Below are 17,787 nucleotides of genomic sequence, written 5' to 3'. Positions count from 1 at the left end.
TCCGCCGGAATCGGGGCCTGCCCGCTAGGCCGTCTGGGCGTCGACCACGTGCGTGGGCTCGCCGGCATCCTGGGGGCGCGGGTCGGGGTACACGGCGCGCTGCGGGGTGGCGATCTCGATGAGGCCGAGCTTCGCCATCACGCGCATCACCTGCCACGTGGGGTCCAACTCCCAGCGGCGCGCGGCGAAGTTGGGGCTCATGCAGAAGCGGTGGTGGTTGTTCTGGAAGAGCTCGCCCATGGTGAGGAGGTCCATGGGCAGGGTGTTGCGCGACTTGTCGCTGCTGGGGAAGTTGCGGTAGCCGTACTTGTGGCCGCACCAGTTGACGATGGCGCCGTGGACGGGGCCCATGACGAAGTGCACGGGCAGCAGCAGGAACTGCCACCACGCGGTGGCGAAGGCCACGTAGAAGGCCGAGTACAGGCCCACCCAGAGGAGCGTCATCGGCCACGACCGGGCGAGTGTCCGGTCCACGAGGGGCCACTCGGGGTAGCCACCGAGGAACCGGGCCTCGGGCTGCTCGCGGTCATGGACGTACGCCTCGTAGCGCGTCTTGGTGTAGAGCATCATGCGCACCACGTCCTTGTAGAAGTGGGGCGAGTGCGGGTCCTTCTCGGTGTCCGAGTACGCGTGGTGCTGGCGGTGCAGGATGGCGTACGCGCGCGGCGACAGGTACGAGGAGCCCTGGATGAGGTAGGTGAGCAGGTGCACGGCGCGCTCGGTGCGCGGCCCCATGGTGTACATGCGGTGCGCGGCGTAGCGGTGCAGGAAGAGGCTCTGCATGAGCACGCAGAGCAGCCAGTGCGAGATGAAGAAGGCGTAGACCATGTGTCCTCGCGGGGGGGTGAAAAGGACGCATGGGGTCTACACGCGGCTCCATCATGAAATTGTCACGGCCGCGCACGCGGCTGCTCCCCCACTGGCAGCCTGGCGGCCGAGTGTGCGGGAGGTGAAGATGGCCCCGCGCGTCATGGGCTCCCGGAGGGAATTCCCTCACGTGGAGTGCGCCTGGGGCGAGGGTTCTACGGGGAGTCGGCGTCCGTCGGGTGGCCGGCCTTGAGCCAGTTGGCGAGCGCGAGCGCCTCGCTCGTGGTGAGGCGGCCGGAGAAGCTGGGCATCATCGTGCCGGGTTTGACCTTCTGGGGATCGAGGATCCACATGGCGACCACCTCCGGCGGCTTGCCGCGCGCGTTGGCGAGCACGGAGGCGAAAGCGGCACCCGGTGCGTGGCAGGCCCGGCAGCCGAGGCTGAAGAAGAGCTGCTCCGGGGTGCGTCCGGCGTTGGCTTGCGGCTGGCCCCCCTGCGCGGCCGGAGGCGTCATGCCGGGGGCGGGCGCCGGGGGGGACTCGGGCGAAGGCGAGTCCTTGAAGACGGAGGCCGCGCCGGGCGTGGTGGGCGCCTTCTCCTGCTTGTCCGAGCAGGCGGAGAGGGCGAGGGTCATCGACAGGAGCGCGGTGGGCGCCAGGACGGAGGAGGAGGTGCGGTTGAATCTCTTGCCCATGCGAGGCCTCTCTCTAGCGCTCCCGGCGAGGGGAGCGCCATGCCGGGATGCCGGGCCCGGTGCGATTGTCGAGGCGCGGGCAGGGGCGTGGGGGCTGTGGTAGGGAGGGCCGCGCATCGGGAGGAGCGACCGGGATGGAGCGCGCGGACATCGTCACGCTGGACAAGCGGCACGTGTGGCACCCGTATACCGCGATGGACGAGTACATCGCGAAGACGGACCCCCTGGTGGTGGTGCGCGCCGAGGGCCCGTACCTCTACGACGCGGACGGCTCGCGCTACCTGGACGCGAATGGCTCGTGGTGGGTGTCCACGCTGGGGCACCGGCACCCGCGTCTGGTGCGCGCGCTCACCGAGCAGGCCGGGACCTTCCCACACACCTCGCTCGCGGGAGTGACGCACGAGCCGGCGGCCCGCCTGTCCCAGGAACTGGTGGCCATGGCCCCGGGCGCCGAGCGCGCGGACGTACCGGCCGGAGAGCGGCTCTCGCGCGTCTTCTACACGGACAACGGGAGCACGGCGGTGGAGGTCGCCATCAAGATGGCGGCGCAGTACTGGGCGCAGAACGGCCGCCCGAAGCGCACGCGTTTCATCACGCTCTCCGGGGCCTTCCACGGCGAGACGATTGGCGCCACCAGCGTGGGCGGGGTGGAGGTGTTCCGCGACGTCTTCGGGCCGCTGCTCTTCGACGTGGTGCACGTGCCGTCTCCCGCGGAGCCCGGGGGCTGGGAGCATGCCTTCGCGCGGGTGGAGGCCACGCTGCGCGCGCACCCGGACGAAATCGCCGCCGTCATCCTCGAGCCGGTGATTCAGGGCGCGGCGGGCATGCACCTGTACGCGCCCGAGTTCCTCCGGGCCGTGCGCGAGGCCACGCGGGCGGTGGACACCTTCCTCATCGCCGACGAGGTCTTCACCGGAATGGGACGCACGGGGGCGCGCTTCGCGTGTGACCTGGCGGGCGTGGTGCCGGACCTGCTGTGTCTGGCGAAGGCGCTCTCCGGAGGCATGCTGCCCTTCGCCGCCACGCTGGCCACCGAGCGCATCTTCTCGGGCTTCGGTGGAAGCCCGGCGCGAGCGCTGTATTACGGGCACTCGTATTGTGGGAACCCGCTGGGCGCGGCGGTGGCGCGCGAGGTGCTCGCGGTGTACCGGGACGAGGACGTGCTCGGGCAGGTGGCGCGCAAGGCGCCGAAGCTGACGGCCGCCTTCGAGCGCATGGCCGCGACGATTCCCGGAGTCGTGCGCCCGAGGGCCCTCGGCATGGTGGGCGCGGTGGACCTGGGAAGTGGCGGCTACCTGGCTCGGGGCGGCTGGCGCGTGTACGAGGCGGCGAGGCGGCGCGGGCTGTACCTGCGCCCCATGGGGGACACGGTGTACATCGCCCCCGCGCTCAACATCCCGGATGCCGCGCTGGAGGAATTGCTCGCCGGTGTGGAGGCCAGCCTGCGCGAGGTGGCGGCCGGCCCGTCCTGAGAGTTCTTCCCAACTGGTCCGATGGTCGGACCGGACCGACGCTTTCGACTCCGGAGACCCCAGCCCCGCACGCGCCGCTACGCCCGGGCGGGGAAGCTTCCCTGGAGCGCGATGATGAAGCTCGGTCCAGAGCCCTCGTGGGTGGAGGGGGGGACGCGCTCGCGCAGGTCCGGCAGCGCGAAGGTGGTCATCCCATCGCCTCCGTAGGCGGTCCCCACGACGGAGAAGAGGGCGGAGTGGCGCGAGATGGACAGGAGCCGGCCGTCGCACATCGCCCAACCGCGGGGCTCGTAGCTGCCGGCGAACATGCGGATCTCGCCAATGAGGGGGTCTGTCATGGCTGCGTTCCCTGGACTTCCAGGCGCCCAGACGACCACGTCCGCCGGACCCGGGGAGCGAACGGCTTCACGCCAAAGCTGTGAACGGCTTCACAGCGCCCCGCGAGCCCCCCTCGGGCGCAATGGAAGTTCGCCCCGGCACGTACTTCATGCACACTGGGGCCTCACCCCAGCGCAGACTCAGGAGGGCGCGATGGGCCTTTGTGGATGGATTGTCTTTGGTTTGATTGTGGGTCTGATCGCTCGCGCCGTCATGCCCGGCAGGCAGGGGATGGGCCTCATCGCCACGACGCTGCTGGGCATCGGCGGCTCGTTCATGGGCGGCTTCATCGCCTCGGTGCTCTGGGGCGGGAACTGGCACGTGCTGCGGCCCAGCGGCTTCATCGGCGCCGTCGTGGGCGCCATCGTGCTGCTGTTGCTCGGGCAGATGATGTCCAGCCGGCGCTAGGGGCCGCTTCCGGAGCCGGGTTTTCCCAGGATTGGGACGTGGCTTCTCAGCATTTGGGAAGCCCACCGTAGAATCCACTAGGCACACAGCCCGGTATGATGTAGGCTGGTGGCGTCAAGGCAGGGGTATCAGCTGGACTGATGAGTGCCGTCGAGCGGCGCTCATGGGTCCGCGAACCATTGACTGGCATTCCCCCATGTTTTCGCCGTATGTGCGCCCCGAATACCGGGCCGGGCGGAGGTGTTTCATCCGCGGCCCACGACCGCGGGAGCACCCCTCCAAGGCACAGACCGCGGCGTGAATCCGGTTGCGGAAGACTGCGCGCGTCCTCGGGATGCAAACCCCTCCAAGGACGAACCCCGAGGACGCGCGCAGCCGCAGTTTCCCACCTCAGCGGTCAGATGCAAGCGCCGGGTGATGGAAACGCAACCCTTGCCCCCTGCTTAGCTCCGAGTGCGTCCCGCCTCCTCTGAGGGAGGGGTAGTTTGAGGGCTTTCCCCATCCCGCGACAGGACCTGTGCGGGTAAGCGAGGAGGCCCATGGGTTCGGTGACGTTGGTGCTGGTGGCGTGGTTGTTGGCGGGTACGCCGGAGACGGGAGAGCCCCCGGCCCCAGGTGGAGCCCCCGGCACATTCGTGGCGAAGACCCTCTCCCTCCGCGGCGAGACGTATCTCTACTCGGTGTACCTGCCGCCGGGGTACCAGCGCACGCGCGCCTGGCCCGTCATCCTGGCACTGCATGGCTCGGCCTCGCGCGGCACCGACGGGCAGCGGCCGAGGACGCAGAGCATGGCGGAGGCGGCCCGGCTCCACCCCGAGCGCTACCCGGCCGTGCTGGTGCTGCCCCAGTGTCCGCCCGAGCGGGAGTGGAGCGGAGACGTGGCGGACTTCGCGCTCGAGGCGCTGGAGCGCACCCTGGTGGAGTACGGGGGAGACAGCAATCGGGTGTACCTGGCCGGCCAGTCCATGGGGGCCCGGGGCGTGGTGCAGCTCGCCGCGCGCTACCCCGAGCGCTTCGCCGCGGTGGTGGCCGTCTCCGGGCGCTACCCGGACCACTCGGTGACGGAGAAGCTCAAGGGCCTGCCCCTGTGGATGTGGCACGGGGACGCCGACACCGTGGTGCCCGTCGCCGAGAGCCGCGCCCTGCTGGAGCTGCTCAAGGCCGCCGGCAGCCGCTCCGTGCGCTACACCGAGCTGCCCGGCCTGGGCCACGACCTCTCCGACACCGTGTACCTCGACGAGGCCGTGAGCACCTGGCTCTTCGCGCAGCGGCGCGGGAAGTAGGGCCGTCTTCCGGGTATGACTGCGGGCCATGAGCCCTGACGCCACCCGACTCCTGGATTTGCTGTGGGAGCGCTACGCCGCGGAGGTGCCCTATGCGCGCACCTTCGCCCAGCTCTCCGGCGGCAGCTTCCGCAATGACCACATCGCGCTCCGCTCTCTGGCCCGGCCCGGCGGCGGCATCGCGCTCTTCTCCCGCGTCTTCGAGCGCTTCGGCTGGAAGCCCGCCGGCCAGTACACCTTCCCCGATACCCACCTCTCCGCCATCTACATGTCCCATCCGGAGGGGCTCCCCCGCGTCTTCATCTCCGAGCTCCTCGCCGACAGGCTCTCGCCCGGCGCCCAGCGCCTCCTCGCCTCGCTCCCGGCGGATCCTCCCGCCCCCGACTCCATCGAGGCGCTCGCCGACTGGTTCTCCGCCCCGCCTCCTCCCGCTGAGTCCGCGCTGCTCGCCCTGGAGAAGGAGTCCCAGTACGGCGCGTGGCTGCTCGCCTTCGGCCGCAAGGTGAACCACTTCACCGGCTCCGTGGACGACGTGGAGGTGTGGCAGCGCCGCATGCGCGAGGCCGGTGTCCCCATGAAGGCAGACATCGAGGGCGAGCCCGGTACCCACCTGCGACAGACCGCCACCCACGCCGCCTCCGTCACCCTCAAGCTCGAGGACGGGCGCTCGCGCACCTGGCCCTATGCGTACTTCGAGATCGCCCAGCGCTCGAATGGCTTCGACGGTTTCCTCGGCCCCCAGGCCCGCGCCCTCTTCGACATGACGAAGCGCTCGGGCTCCTGAGTCAGAACTTCTCCGCCGCGGGACGCACGTCCAACTCCTGCGTCCACGCGGACGGGTCCTGGCCGTGCAACCGCCAGTAGGTCTCCGCGATGGCGTCCGGCGACAGCATCGTCGACGCCTCGCGCCCCGGAGACATGCTCCGCACCCGTGCCGTGTCGATCATCCCGTCGATGACCACGTGCGCCACGTGGATGCCCTGGGGCCCCAGCTCCCGCGCCAGCGATTGGGCCAGTGCGCGCAAGCCGAACTTGCCCACCGCGAACGCCGAGAACCTCGCGGCGCCTCGCAGCGACGCCGTGGCCCCCGTGAACAGCAGCGTGCCCCGCCCTCGCTCCAGCATCCCCGGCACCACCTCGCGCGCCGTGTGGAAGCCTCCCAGGCAGCCAATCCTCCACGCGGACTCGAATTGCTCCGGCGTGAGCTCCAGCACCCCCGCCACCGCGTACGCTCCCGCATTGTAGATGCAGACCTCGGGTGCCCCTCCGAGCTCCTGGCGCAGTCTCGCGAAGGCGGCTTTCAGGGACGCCGCGTCCGTCGCGTCCGCGGGGTAGCTGCCCGCGCGTCCTCCGCTCTTCTCGAGCTCCTGGTGGATGGGGCGCAGGTTCGACTCGCTCCGGGACAGCAGGCCCACCGCGTAGCCCTCGCGTGCGAAGCGACGCGCGAGTGCCGCTCCCAGGCCAGGGCCCGCTCCCACCACCGCTGCGATTTTCTGGGTGTCCATGGCGCTGGCGTAGTGGGGATGGGGGGCGCTCGCCAGGGGTTACCCAGGTCGATTGGAGAATGACTCACAGTGCGGATGCCGGGGCCTCTCCCAGGGATAGGCTCTCCGCCTCTCTCCCTCTCCCCCTGGAGTGTTGATGCGACGCGCTGTCCTTCTCCTCGGCGCCCTGCTGTGGAGCCCCCTCGCGCTGGCCACCCCTCCTCCCGCGCGTCCCTCCGTCGATGCCGTCATCGACGACCTCAACCGCACCGTCCGCTTCCGTCAGGCCGCCCTCTCCCCCGAGGGCTCCCGCGTCGCCTGGGTCGAGTCCGTCCCCGACTCCGAGGTGCCCGTCACCCAGGGCTTCGAGTTCTGGAAAGCCCTCAAGACGCTCGGCGTGGAGACGCAGCTCGTCGTCTACGCGGACGAGGGCCACGGCCTGCGCAGACCCGAGCACCTGCGCGACCGCTCCCGCCGCACCGTGCAGTGGTTCGACACGCACCTGGCGCCACCGCCCGCTCCCAAGGCGCCCGCTCCGCCACGCTAGCCGGGTGACGCACGGCCGGGCCCTCGTTGCGCACCGCTCGGACGTGCGCAGATACACAGCCTGATACCCCGTGCGTCCCGCCCCCGAGCGGGGGGAGGGGGTCATCAGGAGGAGGGCCCCGCCGCTTGTCCCCATCCGTCCACAGCGACCCCGGAGAGCCGGAGCAACCCAGGGACGAGGAGCGCCCGGACGAAGCCGTCGGACCGCGGAGCGGGCTGGCCCTGTTGATGTTGGAGCAATCGGAGGGCTGTGCGCTCGTCGGCCTGGATGTGCACGGCCACATCGCCCTCTGGTCCCCCGGGGCGGGGCAGCTCACCGGCCATGCCAGGGCGGACCTCCTCGGCGAGCCCCTCTCCGCCCTCTACCTGCCCGAGGAGCGGGAGCTGATGGCGCGGGAGCTGCGCCAGGCCGACGCCGAGGGACGGCTCGAGACCGAGGGCTGGCGCGTGCGGCGCGATGGCAGCCGCTTCCGGGCCCGGCAGGTGCTCACCGCGCTGCACGACGCCGGCGGCGGTCTGGTGGGCTTCTCCTGCTCGCTACGTCCCGCGCAGGCCGAGGGCGAGCTCGCGCTGCTGCGCCACCTGGGCGAGTTCATCCTCACCTCCATCGACGAGGGCATCTACGGCCTGGACGCCGAGGGCCGCACCACCTTCGTCAACGCGGCCGGCGCGCGCATGCTGGGGTGGAAGCCCGAGGAGCTCATCGGCAAGCAGAAGCACGCGCTCATCCATCACTCGCACGCGGATGGCTCGCCGCTGCCCGAGTCCGAGTGTCCCATCCGCTCCTCGTGCGTCGATGGCCGGACGCGCCACGTGACGAACGAGGTCTTCTGGCGGCGCGACGGCAGCTGCTTCCCGGTGGAGTACCGCAGCAGCCCAGTGCTCGAGGGCGGGCGCATCATCGGCGCCGTGCTCACCTTCGCGGACATCTCCGAGCGGCTGCGCGCAGAGGCGCAGGCGCGCCAACTGCTGCTCGAGCAGGCCGCGCGGGCCGAGGCCGAGGAGGTGGAGCGGCGCGTGCACCGCATGCTGGAGAGCATCACCGATGCCTTCGTCGCCCTGGACCGCGCCTGGCGCTACACCTACGTCAACCGCCGCGCCGAGGAACTGTCGCACCGCTCGCGCGAGGAGATGATTGGACGCACCCCCCTGGAGGTGTTCCCCCGCTTCACCGGCTCGCGCTCCGAGCGCGCCTTCCGCGAGGCCCTCACCCGGCAGCGCGCCGTCCACATCGAGGAGCAGGACCCCACGGGGGACACCTGGGTGGAGATGCACGTCTACCCCTCCGAGGAGGGGCTCGCCGTCTACTTCCGCGACATCACCGAGCGCAAGCGCGCGCAGGAGGCGGCGCTGCGGCTGGCTCGCGAGGAGGCGGCGCGCTCCGAGGCCGAGGCGGCGCGCTCGCGCACCATGTCCATCCTGGAGAGCATCACCGATGCCTTCTTCGTCCTGGACGCCCAGCAGCGCTTCACCTTCGTGAACCACCGGGCGGCCGAGGTGCTCCAGCGGCCCCGTGAGCGGCTGGTGGGCCAGCGGCTGGCGGAGATGCTGCCGGAGGACGCGCGCGGGGGGCTCGTGAGGGGCGTGGGCCGGGTGCTGGAGGGCCACGCCGCCTCCGAGTGTGAGATGTACTGCGCCCCGCTCGAGGCTTGGTTCGAGTGCCACGTGAGCCCCTCGGGCGAGGGCGCCTCGGTGTACCTGCGCGAGGTGACGGAGCGCAAACACGCGGAGGAGGCGCGCCGCCGGCTCAGCTCCATCATCGAGGCCACCCCGGACTTCGTGGGCAGCACGGACGCGCAGGGCCGCGGCCTCTACCTCAACCGCGCCGGCCGGCGCATGGTGGGCCTGACGGACGCGCAGGACGCGAGCGTCTGGAGCATCGCCTCGGCGCACCCCGTCTGGGCCGCGCGCCGCCTGCTGGCCGAGGGCGTGCCCACCGCGCTGCGCGAGGGCGTGTGGATGGGGGAGACGGCCATGCTCTCCCCGGATGGGCGGGAGCTGCCCGTCTCCCAGGTGCTGCTGGCCCACCGCGAGCCCGGGGGCGCGCTGGAGATGCTCTCCACCATCATCCGCGACATCTCCGACCGCAAGCGCGCCGAGGAGTCGCAGCAATTCCTCTCCGAGAGCGGCCGGGTGCTGGTGGCCGCGCTGGAGTACGAGGCCACGTTGCGCAGCCTGGCCCGGCTGGTGGTGCCGCGCCTGGCGGACTACTGCATCGTGGGCATGCTGGAGGGCGGGGAGCTGCACCGGGTGGCCATGGCCCACCGAGATCCCGCCCAGGAGCCGCTGCTGCTCCAGCTCGAGCGCATGAGGCCCCGGCCCCGCGCGATGGTGGGCGTGCAGGGCGTGCTGCGCACCGGCGAGCCGGAGCTCGTCCCCGAGGTGACGGAGGCCTGGGTGCGCGCCTCCTCCGAGGACGAGGAGCACTTCGCCATCCACCTCCAGCTGGCGCCCCGCTCGCTGATGATCGTCCCGCTGGTGGCGCGCGGGCGGACGCTGGGGGCCATCACCTTCGCCACCACCGACGCGTCGGGCCGGTGCTACGGCCCGGCGGACCTCACGCTCGCCGAGGGCCTGGCCGGACGCGCCGCCCTCACCATCGACAACGCGCGGCTCTACAAGGAGGCGCAGCAGGCCGCGCAGGCGCGCGACGAGGTGCTCGCCGTCGTCTCGCATGATCTGCGCAACCCCCTCAACGTCATCTCCCTGGGGGCGGCCGCGCTCCTCAAGCGCCTGCCCGAGGGCGCCGAGGGCACGTCCTGGCGCAAGCAGGCGGACCTCATCCGGCGCTCGGCGGACCGGGCCATCCGCCTCATCCAGGACTTGCTGGAGGTGGCGAAGCTCGAGGCGGGACGGCTCACGGTGGAGCTCCAGCCCGAGGACGCGGGCCGGCTGGTGGACGAGGTGGTGGAGCTGCACCGGCCGCTGGCGGAGGCGCGCGGGCTGAAGCTGGAGCGCGAGCTGGAGGCGGAGCTGCCGGCGGTGCTCGCGGACCGCGGCCGGGTGCTGCAGGTGTTCTCCAACCTCATCGGCAACGCGGTGCGCTTCACGCCCGAGGGAGGCCGCGTCACCGTGCGGGCCCGGCGCGAGGGGGCCGAGGTGTGCTTCTGCGTGAGCGACACGGGCCAGGGGATTCCCCCGGAGAGCCTGTGCCACCTCTTCGAGCGCTACTGGCAGGCGAAGGGCTCGAGCGAGGGCGCGGGGCTGGGGCTGCCCATCGCCAAGGGCATCGTCGAGGCGCACGGCGGGAGCATGCGGGTGGAGAGCGAGCCGGGACGGGGCAGCACCTTCTTCTTCACCCTGCCGGTGGCCGGGGCGCCAGCAGCGCGGTGAGGACGTGGTCGCGCCAGCGGCCCTCGATGAGGACGAGCTCGCGCGCGAGCCCCTCGACGCTGAAGCCCACGCGGCGCAGCACCGCGGCGCTGCGGTGATTCTCCGGCAGGTGGTTGGCCTGGATGCGGTGCAGCCCCAGCGGACCGAAGGCGTAGTCGCACACGGCGCGCACGGCCTCGCTCATGAAGCCGTGGCCCTGGTGCCGCACGTCCAGCCCGAAGCCCATCTCCGCCGACTGCAGGGGCCCGCGGCGGAAGTCGGTGAGGGACACGCTGCCGAGCACCGGCGCGGAGGAGAGGGAGGCCTCGCGCGGCAGGAGGAAGAGACGCAGGGCGATGCCCCGGCGCCAGTCCTCGGCGTCCTGGGCCAGACGCGAGCGCCACCAGGTGACGGTGAAGAAGTTGTCGGGGCGCGCGGGCGAGACGGGGCCGAGGTGCTCGCGGTTGGCCTCGTGGTAGGCGAGCACGCGCGCGGCGGCGTCCGGTGGCAGCAGGGCCAGGTTCAGTCGCGAGGTGGTGAGCAGGACCGGCGGGTTGTCCGAGGGCATGGCGGGCCGGGCGGAAGCTAGCGGAATGGGTTAGACAGCGTCCATGCGCCTGCACCTCGTCGACGGAACCTATGAGCTCTTCCGCGCCCACTTCTCGCCCCGGCCCGGGGCCACGGCGCCGGATGGGCGGGACGTGAAGGCCACCGTGGGGCTCGTCTCCTCCATGCTCGCGCTGCTGCACGACGCGGACGAGGCCGTCACGCACGTGGCCCTCGCCTTCGACAACCCCATCCGCTCGTTCCGCAACGCGCTCTTCGCCGGCTACAAGTCCGAGGAGGGCGTGCCCCCCGAGCTCCTCGCCCAATTCAATCTCGCCGAGGAGGCCATGCACGCGCTCGGGCTCACCGTCTGGTCCATGAAGGACTTCGAGGCGGATGACGCGCTGGCCACCGCCACCGCGCGCTGGGCCGCTCAGGTGGAGCAGGTGCGGCTGCTCACCCCGGACAAGGACCTCGGGCAGTGCGTGCGCGGCCAGCAGGTGGTGCTGGTGGACCGCAAGCAGCAGAAGGTGCTGGACGAGGACGCGGTGCGCGCGAAGCTCGGCGTGCCCCCCGCGAGCGTGCCGGACCTGCTGGCGCTGGTGGGCGATGAGGCGGACGGCATCCCCGGCCTGCCCGGCTTCGGCGAGAAGGGCGCGAGCGCGGTGCTCAACGCCTACGGCCACCTGGAGGCGATTCCCCCGGACGCGGCCGCGTGGAGCGTGCGCCCGAGAGGCGCGGACAAGCTCGCGGCCACCCTGCGCGAGCACCGCGAGGACGCGCTGCTGTACCGCAAGCTGGCCACCCTGGTGACGGACGCGCCGTTGGCCGAGTCCCTCGAGGACCTGGCCTGGGCCGGCGTCCCCCGCGCGCGCTTCCTCGCGCTGTGCGACTCGCTGGGGCTCACCACGCTCAAGACGCGCCCCAAGCGCTGGGCCCCGGACGTGGCCTGACCCGGGGCGTCCCCACGAGCCGGGGGTTGCATGGGGCCCGGAAATGGCGCAGATGGGCGGCGAGGTTGAACACCGCTATGTCCACCGAGATGAAGCCCGTCGCGCTGAACGTCCCTGGCCCCGACGACACCTGGGTCCCCACGATGGAGGACATGCCCTTCCACCGCCTCGGCGGGGAGGAGGGCGTGCAGGCCCTGGCCGAGGCCTTCTACGACGCCATGGATGCGAACGAGCCGGCGCTCGCCCGCCTGCACGAGCTGGATGCGCAGGGCAAGGTGTCGCGCGGCATGCGCGAGCGCTTCGGCCTCTTCCTCATCGGCTGGCTGGGCGGGCCCCAGCACTACATGGAGAAGCACGGCCACCCGCGCCTGCGCATGCGCCACGGCCACGTCCCCGTGGACCTGGCCCAGCGCGACGCCTGGTTGCGCAGCATGAAGCGCGCCCTGGACGCCCGCGGTGTCACGGGCGGGGTGCGCCGCTTCCTCGACCAGCGCTTCTCCGAGGTGGCCGACTTCCTGCGCAACACCGAGGGCTGAAGAGCAGGTCCCCTGATCAGGAATTCCAAGGCCTGAGGCGGGTGGCGAACGTTCCATCCCCCCTCGGTTCCAGCGCGAGATCCTGGTTCTGGGCCAGGGGCGCCGACTTGAAGTAGCGGCTCAGGGCTTCAGACGCGAGCAGCTCCCGGAAGATATCCTGGAAGTTCCGGATGGCCACGGGCGCTGCCTCGTGTTGCAGGGCCAGGATGGGGTGGTAGTGCGTCATGTAGGCACAGGGTTGATGGCGGTGGTCGAGGCCACGAAGCCCCCGCATCAGGGGCACCACCTCGGCTTGAAGGTAGGCTTCGGCATATTGGACACGTCCTTCCTTCAAGGTCCTCTGGCCCTGCTTGGCCAGGACGAACTGGGCCGCCATGTCCTCCAGGATTCGGCGTGCGTGGCGTCCCTCCTCCGAGCGGAGAAAAGCTTGAGTGGCGGCGGTCTCCTCCAGGTACGAGGGGTCCTCGGCCACCAGTTGCTGCCAACGCACAATCCTGACGCGCTGGCGTTGAGCGTCTGGGAAGGCCGCGAGCGCATCGCGCAGATATTGGACGATCTGGTCTCCATCGCGCATCGCGCGGGACTGTCCGGCGGACAATGTGTTGTAGGTGAAGAGCGCCAGGGAATAGCCCTCGAGCCAGTCAGCGACCATCAGACAGACAGGCACGTGCAAGGGAATCCGAGGCAACAAGGCAGACAGGAGCGTGAGGCCACGACGGGGCCCTGCCCCTTGAGCCTTGAAAACAAGGAACGGGTGGGCTGGTGTCGCCGTTGTCGTCAGGCTCGCTCTCGTCGCACCTCCTTGGTTGCCTCCCTTGAAAGTAGGGCCATGGACCTGACCTCGCAAGTTGAGCCCGCCGCCCCGAGGCATTACCTCCAGGGGCATGAGCGACATCTCCAGGCCCGACAGGAAGCCGTACCTCTCCGACCTCACCGACGCGCAGTGGGCCCTCATCGAACCTTTCGTGCGGGCCAGCGAATGCGGGCCACAAGAGGTGCTGCACTCGCGCCGGGAGGTGGTCAACGCCATCCTGTACATCGCCCACACAGGAGCGCAGTGGCGCTACCTGCCGCATGACCTGCCGGATTGGCAGCTCGTCTATCACTACTTCGACCTGTGGAAGAAGAATGGCACCCTCAAGCGCATCCATGACGAATTGAGAGTCAAGGTGCGCAAGAAGGCCGGCCGACGGGAGCAACCCACCGCGAGCATCCTCGATAGCCAGAGCGTGAAGACGACGGAAGAGGCGGAGACGAAGGGCTACGACGCGGGCAAGAAGGTGAAGGGACGCAAGCGCCACTTGCTGGTGGACACGCTGGGCTTGGTGCTGGTGGCGTGGATATCGACGGCGGATGTGCAGGACAGGGACGCGGTCCAGGCCGTGCTCCCCATTGCGGCGAAGGTGGCCAAGGACAGTGGCATCACCCTCGAGGTGGTGAAACGCTCGGACAAGGACAGGGGCTTCGTCTTGCAGGCGAAGCGCTGGATTGTCGAGCGCACCTTCGGCTGGCTCAACCGCGAGAGGCGTCTGTCCAAGGACTACGAGCGCAAGGAGGAGTCATCCGAAGCCTTCATCCACCTGGGCATGATGCGCCACATGCTTCGCCGCCTCGCCTGAGTGGTTCAAGGCCCCCCGCGGGGGCCGTCACCTCCACGGTCGAGGAGGGAACGAGCTTCACGGTGAGGCTGCCTCGCCATCCCCGGCGCGCGGTGAGCCCTCTCTCGCGGGACCTGATGATGGAGGAAACAGGCCTCCCCTCCTGAGCCGGTGACGGGAGGGAGGCATTGCACCCCCGCTCCCGAGTGCGACGACTCTCAGTTCCCCGGGGTGTAGAGCTCCGCCGAGGAAGGATCGCCCGTGGTGGTGCCGCCGGCCACGAGCACCTTGCCACCCGGCAGGAGGGCGGCGGCATGCAGGTAGCGGTTCACACGCATGGCGGTCCCGGAGCTCCAAGCACCCGTGGCCGGATCGTACAGCTCGGTGGAGGTGCTGATGCCGGTGCTGTCGTCGTAGCCACCCGTGACCAGCACCTTGCCCGAGCCCAGGAGCGTGGCGGTGTGATAGCGGCGCGCCGTGGCCATGCCGCCCACGGCCGTCCAGGTGCCGGTGGCCGGGTCGAAGACCTCGGCCGAGAACAGGGAGACGCCGCTGGTATCGCGACCGCCCGTGACCAGCACCTTGCCGTTGGCCAGGCGCGTGGCGGTGTGCAGGTAGCGGTTCGCCTGCATGGCCGCCGTGGCGCTCCAGGTGCCAGAGGCCGGGTCATACACCTCCGCCGAGGCCAGGACGGTGCCGGCCGCATCGGTGCCGCCCATGACCAGCACCCGGCCATCGGTCAGCAGCACGGCGGCGTGGTAGCTCCGGTTCGTGACCAGGCTGCCAGTGCCGCTCCAGGTGCCGGAAGCCGGATCATACAGCTCCGCCGAGTCCGCGCTGCTGGTGCCCTCACCTCCGGCCACCAGGACCTTTCCGGAATCGAGCAGGGTGGCGGTGTGGTAGCGGTGGTCGGTGACGAGGCTGCCCGAGGTCGTCCAGGTGCCAGAGGCCGGGTCATACACCTCCGTGGGCCGATTGTAACCGCCGGCCACCAGCGCCTTGCCAGACTTGAGCAGCGTGAGGGTGTGGAGCTGACGCTGCCCGGCCAAGCCACCCGTGAGCGCCCACGCGGACGAGGCAGGGGGCTGGCCCCCGACCGATACGAGGTTGCTGCAGATGTTGTAGTTGTTGCCGTGGCACAGCTTGAGCTGCGTCCCCACCTGGACACCGATGAACTCGGACAGGGGCTGCTTGACGATGATGTTCTGACCCCCAGCACAATAATAGTTGGAGCGGTGAACGATCGTGTACGGAGGGGTCAACAGGTGCGCGCAGGTATCGAAGAAGGTCTTCGAGTACTCGACCACCAGCTGCGTGCCCTCGATCCGGACGCTGTGCAACGTAATGGGGGGCACCTCCACCTCCGTCACGGTCACGGGGTTGCTGCAGATGTTGTAGTTGTTGCCGTGGCACAGCTTGAGCTGCACGCCCGCACTGACACCGGTGAAATCAGACAGGGGCGCCTTGATGGTGATGTTCTGCCCATTGTCGCAGTACCAGTTGATCCGGTGGACGACCATATAGGAGGGCGTGATCAGGTGCCCGCAGGTGTCGAGGTCCTTCGAATATTCGACCACCACTTGCGTGCCCTCGATGCGGACGCTGTGTAGCGACAAGGGCGAGGCTGTCGTGGCCTGTGCCGCCCCCCCGAGGGTGGATTCTCCTGAAGCAGGCTCTGCCTTACCTCCACAGGCAGGCATCACGACGGCGAGGCTCACGAGGAGCACTGAAGTCAGAACGCACGACCAGAGCTGCTTCTCTCTTTTCATTATCTACTTCCCCCTTGGCAGCGGCTGCGGTGACAGCTCTGGTCAGTGTAGGCCCCGAATCGATTGAACTCCATGACGTTCGCACGAGCTCAACCGATTCATGGGGCAGCCACCCCGCGCCTGCGACGTGCCCCCCGAGAGGGTGTCAAAGAACTCGAGCGACACGAGGGGGTTGAACGCGCGGCGGGAATGAGAAGAGGGGAAAGCAGACCGAGAAGTCCCCCTGCATCCATCGAGCCGCTGCCTGGGATTGCCTACGGCAGGTGCGCGCCTGGCCCCAGCGCGAGGGCCACATAAGGCCGCATGGTGTTGAGGTTCGAGTAGCCACAGCCAACAGGCCCATATCCCCTGTCGTCCCCTCCAGGGAGGGAGGACCAGGCAAGCGTGTGCCCCAAGGCGGCTCCACCCAGAGTGCAGAGTGCACCGGCATGGCGCACAGCTCGTGGGCTCACCTCAGCGGCCTTCCTCGGCCTCTCTGCTGCGTATAGGAGGGATAGAGGCCGTGTTGAGGGGGAGGGCTGGTGCAGAGGGGCCGAGGAGGGCCGCTGACGGGTGCCGGCCGAGCTGTGCGCCGGGCCGGTGGAGAGGCCACGCAGCCTCCTTGGGCATGCCCGTCCAGGCCGGAGGGGCACGGCAGGGGCACCAGGTCTCTTGGCTGTGGCGGCGTAAGCCTCAACACCACGCGGCCTGGGGTGGCCCTCGCGCTGGGGCCAGGCGGGCACCTGCGGTGGGCAATCCCAGGTGCTCCTAAATCGCTTGCACCCCTCGCGCTTGCTTCACGTGCGCACTGCCGATGTATCGAACGCTCTCGAGCCTCAGAAGCGCAGCAGCAGCCCCGGGCCCGCGGTGAGCGACTCGCCGCGCTTGCCCGAGCGCATCAGCACCGGCACGGGCGCGGCCTTGAAGGCCTCGGGGGAGCGCAGCCGCCGCCGGGGCTCGCTGGGCGGGTAGGGCGTGGGCGGCTCATTGGTGGCCAGCAGCGTGATGACGAAGGTGGCCGCGATGCCGCCCATCGCCGAGAGCGGCACGGCCGGGCCATTCGCGAGCGCCGTGCCCGCCAGCAGCAGCGCCGCGCCCACGCCCAGCGGCAGCGCGGTGAGCTTGAAGACGCGGTTGGCCGACAGCTCGAAGGGAATCGCCAGCACGCCGCCCAGCGCCATGCCGAGCGCGGGGGCGATCAGCGTGGGCGACAGGTCCGTGTCCTCCTCCCCCTTGTTCCCGAGCGCCACCGTGGACTGGATGAGCCCGGTGAACACGAAGGCGTAGAGGGACGTCATCCCCACGAGCGACGCATCGCCATCACTCACGTCGCCGGGGCCGGCCGTGGCCGCGAGCACGCCGATGATGCCGGCCTGGGTGGTGAGGAGCGCGGCGATGGCGCGGTCTCGCGAGCCGAGCCCGTGCTCGCTGCCGTAGCCGAAGCCGGCGAGGAAGCCCAGCGCGGCCCCGCCCGCGGAGAGCAGGGACTCGTTGCGCTCCACCGGGACGTAGTACTGGTACACGGCCGCGGCGGTGCCGAGCGACAGCGCTCCGAGCACGCCGCCCACGTACGCCCCGTTCTCCGACTCGAAGGTGTGGCCGAGGAGCGCGCCCGTCGTCAGGCCACTGATGAGCTCGGTGAAGACGAGCAGCATGCCGCCGGAGCCGGAGGAGAAGCGGCTATAGCGGGCCGCGCGCTCGGAGGCCGTCTCCGCCGGGCCCTCGGACGGGGGCGGTGGTGGCGGGGCTGCCTGTGCCTCGGGCGGAGGCGGAGGAGGTGGCGCGGGTTGGGCCTCGGGGGGTGGCGGAGGAGTCGGCTGCGCGGCGGCGGCGGGCGGAGGCGGCTGGGCGACGGTGCCGGGCGCGGTGGTGCCGGGCGCGGGCCGCGTGGGCGCCGGAGTCGGCGAGGTTTGCGCCCGCGCGACGCCGGTGGCGCTCAGCAGGCCGAGACACATCAGGGATACGACGAGCCGCATACACAGGTCTCCTGGACGTAAACGTGGGGGGAAGATGGGTCGGCC

Annotated in this window: 17 protein-coding genes; 9 read left to right on the top strand and 8 right to left on the bottom strand. The window is 70.5% G+C overall.

Annotated features, from left to right (window positions below; translation table 11 throughout):
* Positions 1 to 24: 24 nt before the first annotated feature.
* Complete coding sequence (locus tag ACJ8AN_RS35555; protein WP_407760020.1) at positions 25 to 828, bottom strand: acyl-CoA desaturase; 804 nt, start codon at positions 826 to 828, stop codon at positions 25 to 27.
* Between the two features lie 194 nt (positions 829 to 1,022).
* Positions 1,023 to 1,502, bottom strand: a complete 480-nt coding sequence (locus ACJ8AN_RS35550; protein ID WP_407760019.1) for a c-type cytochrome — start codon at positions 1,500 to 1,502, stop codon at positions 1,023 to 1,025.
* A 134-nt stretch (positions 1,503 to 1,636) separates the two neighbouring features.
* Here ACJ8AN_RS35550 and bioA point away from each other — a divergent pair, with 134 nt between their 5' ends.
* Positions 1,637 to 2,974 carry an adenosylmethionine--8-amino-7-oxononanoate transaminase gene (bioA, locus tag ACJ8AN_RS35545; RefSeq protein WP_407760018.1) on the top strand — a complete coding sequence of 446 codons (1,338 nt, stop codon included), beginning with the start codon at positions 1,637 to 1,639 and terminating at the stop codon, positions 2,972 to 2,974.
* Between the two features lie 77 nt (positions 2,975 to 3,051).
* On the opposite strand, the gene ACJ8AN_RS35540 is transcribed toward bioA, so the two are convergent.
* Entirely contained in the window at positions 3,052 to 3,312 is a 261-nt protein-coding gene (locus tag ACJ8AN_RS35540) for a phage tail protein (RefSeq protein ID WP_407760017.1), read from the bottom strand.
* Positions 3,313 to 3,505: 193 nt separating this feature from the next.
* On the opposite strand from ACJ8AN_RS35540, the gene ACJ8AN_RS35535 reads away from it, so the two are divergent.
* The 3 genes from ACJ8AN_RS35535 (at position 3,506) to ACJ8AN_RS35525 (ending at position 5,827) form a co-directional block, all read left to right on the top strand.
* Positions 3,506 to 3,760: a GlsB/YeaQ/YmgE family stress response membrane protein gene (locus tag ACJ8AN_RS35535; protein WP_407760016.1), complete on the top strand. Its 255-nt coding sequence runs from the start codon at positions 3,506 to 3,508 to the stop codon at positions 3,758 to 3,760.
* 539 nt (positions 3,761 to 4,299) lie between these two features.
* A complete protein-coding gene (locus ACJ8AN_RS35530) occupies positions 4,300 to 5,043 on the top strand; it encodes an alpha/beta fold hydrolase (protein ID WP_407760015.1) in 744 nt (247 codons plus the stop codon).
* 28 nt (positions 5,044 to 5,071) lie between these two features.
* A complete protein-coding gene (locus tag ACJ8AN_RS35525) occupies positions 5,072 to 5,827 on the top strand; it encodes a DUF1338 domain-containing protein (protein ID WP_407760014.1) in 756 nt (251 codons plus the stop codon).
* Position 5,828: 1 nt separating this feature from the next.
* Here ACJ8AN_RS35525 and ACJ8AN_RS35520 read toward each other — a convergent pair whose 3' ends face one another.
* Positions 5,829 to 6,548, bottom strand: coding sequence for an SDR family NAD(P)-dependent oxidoreductase (locus ACJ8AN_RS35520; RefSeq protein WP_407760013.1), 720 nt, complete (start codon positions 6,546 to 6,548; stop codon positions 5,829 to 5,831).
* Positions 6,549 to 6,684: 136 nt separating this feature from the next.
* Here ACJ8AN_RS35520 and ACJ8AN_RS35515 point away from each other — a divergent pair, with 136 nt between their 5' ends.
* Positions 6,685 to 7,074 (top strand): alpha/beta hydrolase family protein, encoded by a 390-nt coding sequence (locus tag ACJ8AN_RS35515; RefSeq protein ID WP_407760012.1) that lies wholly within the window; start codon positions 6,685 to 6,687, stop codon positions 7,072 to 7,074.
* A gap of 125 nt (positions 7,075 to 7,199) precedes the next feature.
* Positions 7,200 to 10,406 (top strand): PAS domain S-box protein, encoded by a 3,207-nt coding sequence (locus tag ACJ8AN_RS35510; protein WP_407760011.1) that lies wholly within the window; start codon positions 7,200 to 7,202, stop codon positions 10,404 to 10,406.
* Here ACJ8AN_RS35510 and ACJ8AN_RS35505 read toward each other — a convergent pair.
* Positions 10,369 to 10,953, bottom strand: coding sequence for a GNAT family N-acetyltransferase (locus ACJ8AN_RS35505; protein ID WP_407760010.1), 585 nt, complete (start codon positions 10,951 to 10,953; stop codon positions 10,369 to 10,371). The genes ACJ8AN_RS35510 and ACJ8AN_RS35505 overlap by 38 nt on opposite strands.
* Before the next feature lie 43 nt (positions 10,954 to 10,996).
* Here ACJ8AN_RS35505 and ACJ8AN_RS35500 point away from each other — a divergent pair, with 43 nt between their 5' ends.
* The gene (locus ACJ8AN_RS35500; RefSeq protein ID WP_407760009.1) at positions 10,997 to 11,884 is read left to right on the top strand and encodes a 5'-3' exonuclease H3TH domain-containing protein; all 888 of its coding nucleotides are present in this window, start codon (positions 10,997 to 10,999) and stop codon (positions 11,882 to 11,884) included.
* 77 nt (positions 11,885 to 11,961) lie between these two features.
* The gene (locus tag ACJ8AN_RS35495; protein ID WP_407760008.1) at positions 11,962 to 12,420 is read left to right on the top strand and encodes a group II truncated hemoglobin; all 459 of its coding nucleotides are present in this window, start codon (positions 11,962 to 11,964) and stop codon (positions 12,418 to 12,420) included.
* A 16-nt stretch (positions 12,421 to 12,436) separates the two neighbouring features.
* Here the strand turns inward: ACJ8AN_RS35495 and ACJ8AN_RS35490 are convergent, their stop codons facing one another.
* Positions 12,437 to 13,072 (bottom strand): hypothetical protein, encoded by a 636-nt coding sequence (locus ACJ8AN_RS35490; RefSeq protein ID WP_407760007.1) that lies wholly within the window; start codon positions 13,070 to 13,072, stop codon positions 12,437 to 12,439.
* 232 nt (positions 13,073 to 13,304) lie between these two features.
* Here ACJ8AN_RS35490 and ACJ8AN_RS35485 point away from each other — a divergent pair, with 232 nt between their 5' ends.
* The gene (locus ACJ8AN_RS35485) at positions 13,305 to 14,039 is read left to right on the top strand and encodes an IS5 family transposase (protein WP_407760006.1); all 735 of its coding nucleotides are present in this window, start codon (positions 13,305 to 13,307) and stop codon (positions 14,037 to 14,039) included.
* A gap of 197 nt (positions 14,040 to 14,236) precedes the next feature.
* On the opposite strand, the gene ACJ8AN_RS35480 is transcribed toward ACJ8AN_RS35485, so the two are convergent.
* Entirely contained in the window at positions 14,237 to 15,634 is a 1,398-nt protein-coding gene (locus ACJ8AN_RS35480) for a Kelch repeat-containing protein (RefSeq protein WP_407760005.1), read from the bottom strand.
* A gap of 968 nt (positions 15,635 to 16,602) precedes the next feature.
* Positions 16,603 to 17,742, bottom strand: a complete 1,140-nt coding sequence (locus ACJ8AN_RS35475; protein ID WP_407760004.1) for a hypothetical protein — start codon at positions 17,740 to 17,742, stop codon at positions 16,603 to 16,605.
* Positions 17,743 to 17,787 lie beyond the last annotated feature (45 nt).

It is taken from the genome of Archangium sp., assembly GCF_045802675.1.
Classification (GTDB): domain Bacteria; phylum Myxococcota; class Myxococcia; order Myxococcales; family Myxococcaceae; genus Archangium.
Note: the sequence above shows the minus strand (reverse complement) of the source record. Positions and strands in the feature narration are given on the sequence as shown.

Bases quoted from the DNA above. Each gene is read 5' to 3' on its own strand.
- ACJ8AN_RS35520 (WP_407760013.1), bottom strand. From the start codon at position 6,548: ATGGACACCCAGAAAATCGCAGCGGTGGTGGGAGCGGGCCCTGGCCTG.
- ACJ8AN_RS35485 (WP_407760006.1), top strand. From the start codon at position 13,305: ATGAGCGACATCTCCAGGCCCGACAGGAAGCCGTACCTCTCCGACCTC.
- ACJ8AN_RS35530 (WP_407760015.1), top strand. From the start codon at position 4,300: ATGGGTTCGGTGACGTTGGTGCTGGTGGCGTGGTTGTTGGCGGGTACG.
- ACJ8AN_RS35490 (WP_407760007.1), bottom strand. From the start codon at position 13,072: ATGGTCGCTGACTGGCTCGAGGGCTATTCCCTGGCGCTCTTCACCTAC.
- bioA (WP_407760018.1), top strand. From the start codon at position 1,637: ATGGAGCGCGCGGACATCGTCACGCTGGACAAGCGGCACGTGTGGCAC.
- ACJ8AN_RS35525 (WP_407760014.1), top strand. From the start codon at position 5,072: ATGAGCCCTGACGCCACCCGACTCCTGGATTTGCTGTGGGAGCGCTAC.
- ACJ8AN_RS35550 (WP_407760019.1), bottom strand. From the start codon at position 1,502: ATGGGCAAGAGATTCAACCGCACCTCCTCCTCCGTCCTGGCGCCCACC.
- ACJ8AN_RS35515 (WP_407760012.1), top strand. From the start codon at position 6,685: ATGCGACGCGCTGTCCTTCTCCTCGGCGCCCTGCTGTGGAGCCCCCTC.
- ACJ8AN_RS35500 (WP_407760009.1), top strand. From the start codon at position 10,997: ATGCGCCTGCACCTCGTCGACGGAACCTATGAGCTCTTCCGCGCCCAC.
- ACJ8AN_RS35495 (WP_407760008.1), top strand. From the start codon at position 11,962: ATGTCCACCGAGATGAAGCCCGTCGCGCTGAACGTCCCTGGCCCCGAC.
- ACJ8AN_RS35555 (WP_407760020.1), bottom strand. From the start codon at position 828: ATGGTCTACGCCTTCTTCATCTCGCACTGGCTGCTCTGCGTGCTCATG.
- ACJ8AN_RS35535 (WP_407760016.1), top strand. From the start codon at position 3,506: ATGGGCCTTTGTGGATGGATTGTCTTTGGTTTGATTGTGGGTCTGATC.
- ACJ8AN_RS35475 (WP_407760004.1), bottom strand. From the start codon at position 17,742: ATGCGGCTCGTCGTATCCCTGATGTGTCTCGGCCTGCTGAGCGCCACC.
- ACJ8AN_RS35540 (WP_407760017.1), bottom strand. From the start codon at position 3,312: ATGACAGACCCCCTCATTGGCGAGATCCGCATGTTCGCCGGCAGCTAC.
- ACJ8AN_RS35505 (WP_407760010.1), bottom strand. From the start codon at position 10,953: ATGCCCTCGGACAACCCGCCGGTCCTGCTCACCACCTCGCGACTGAAC.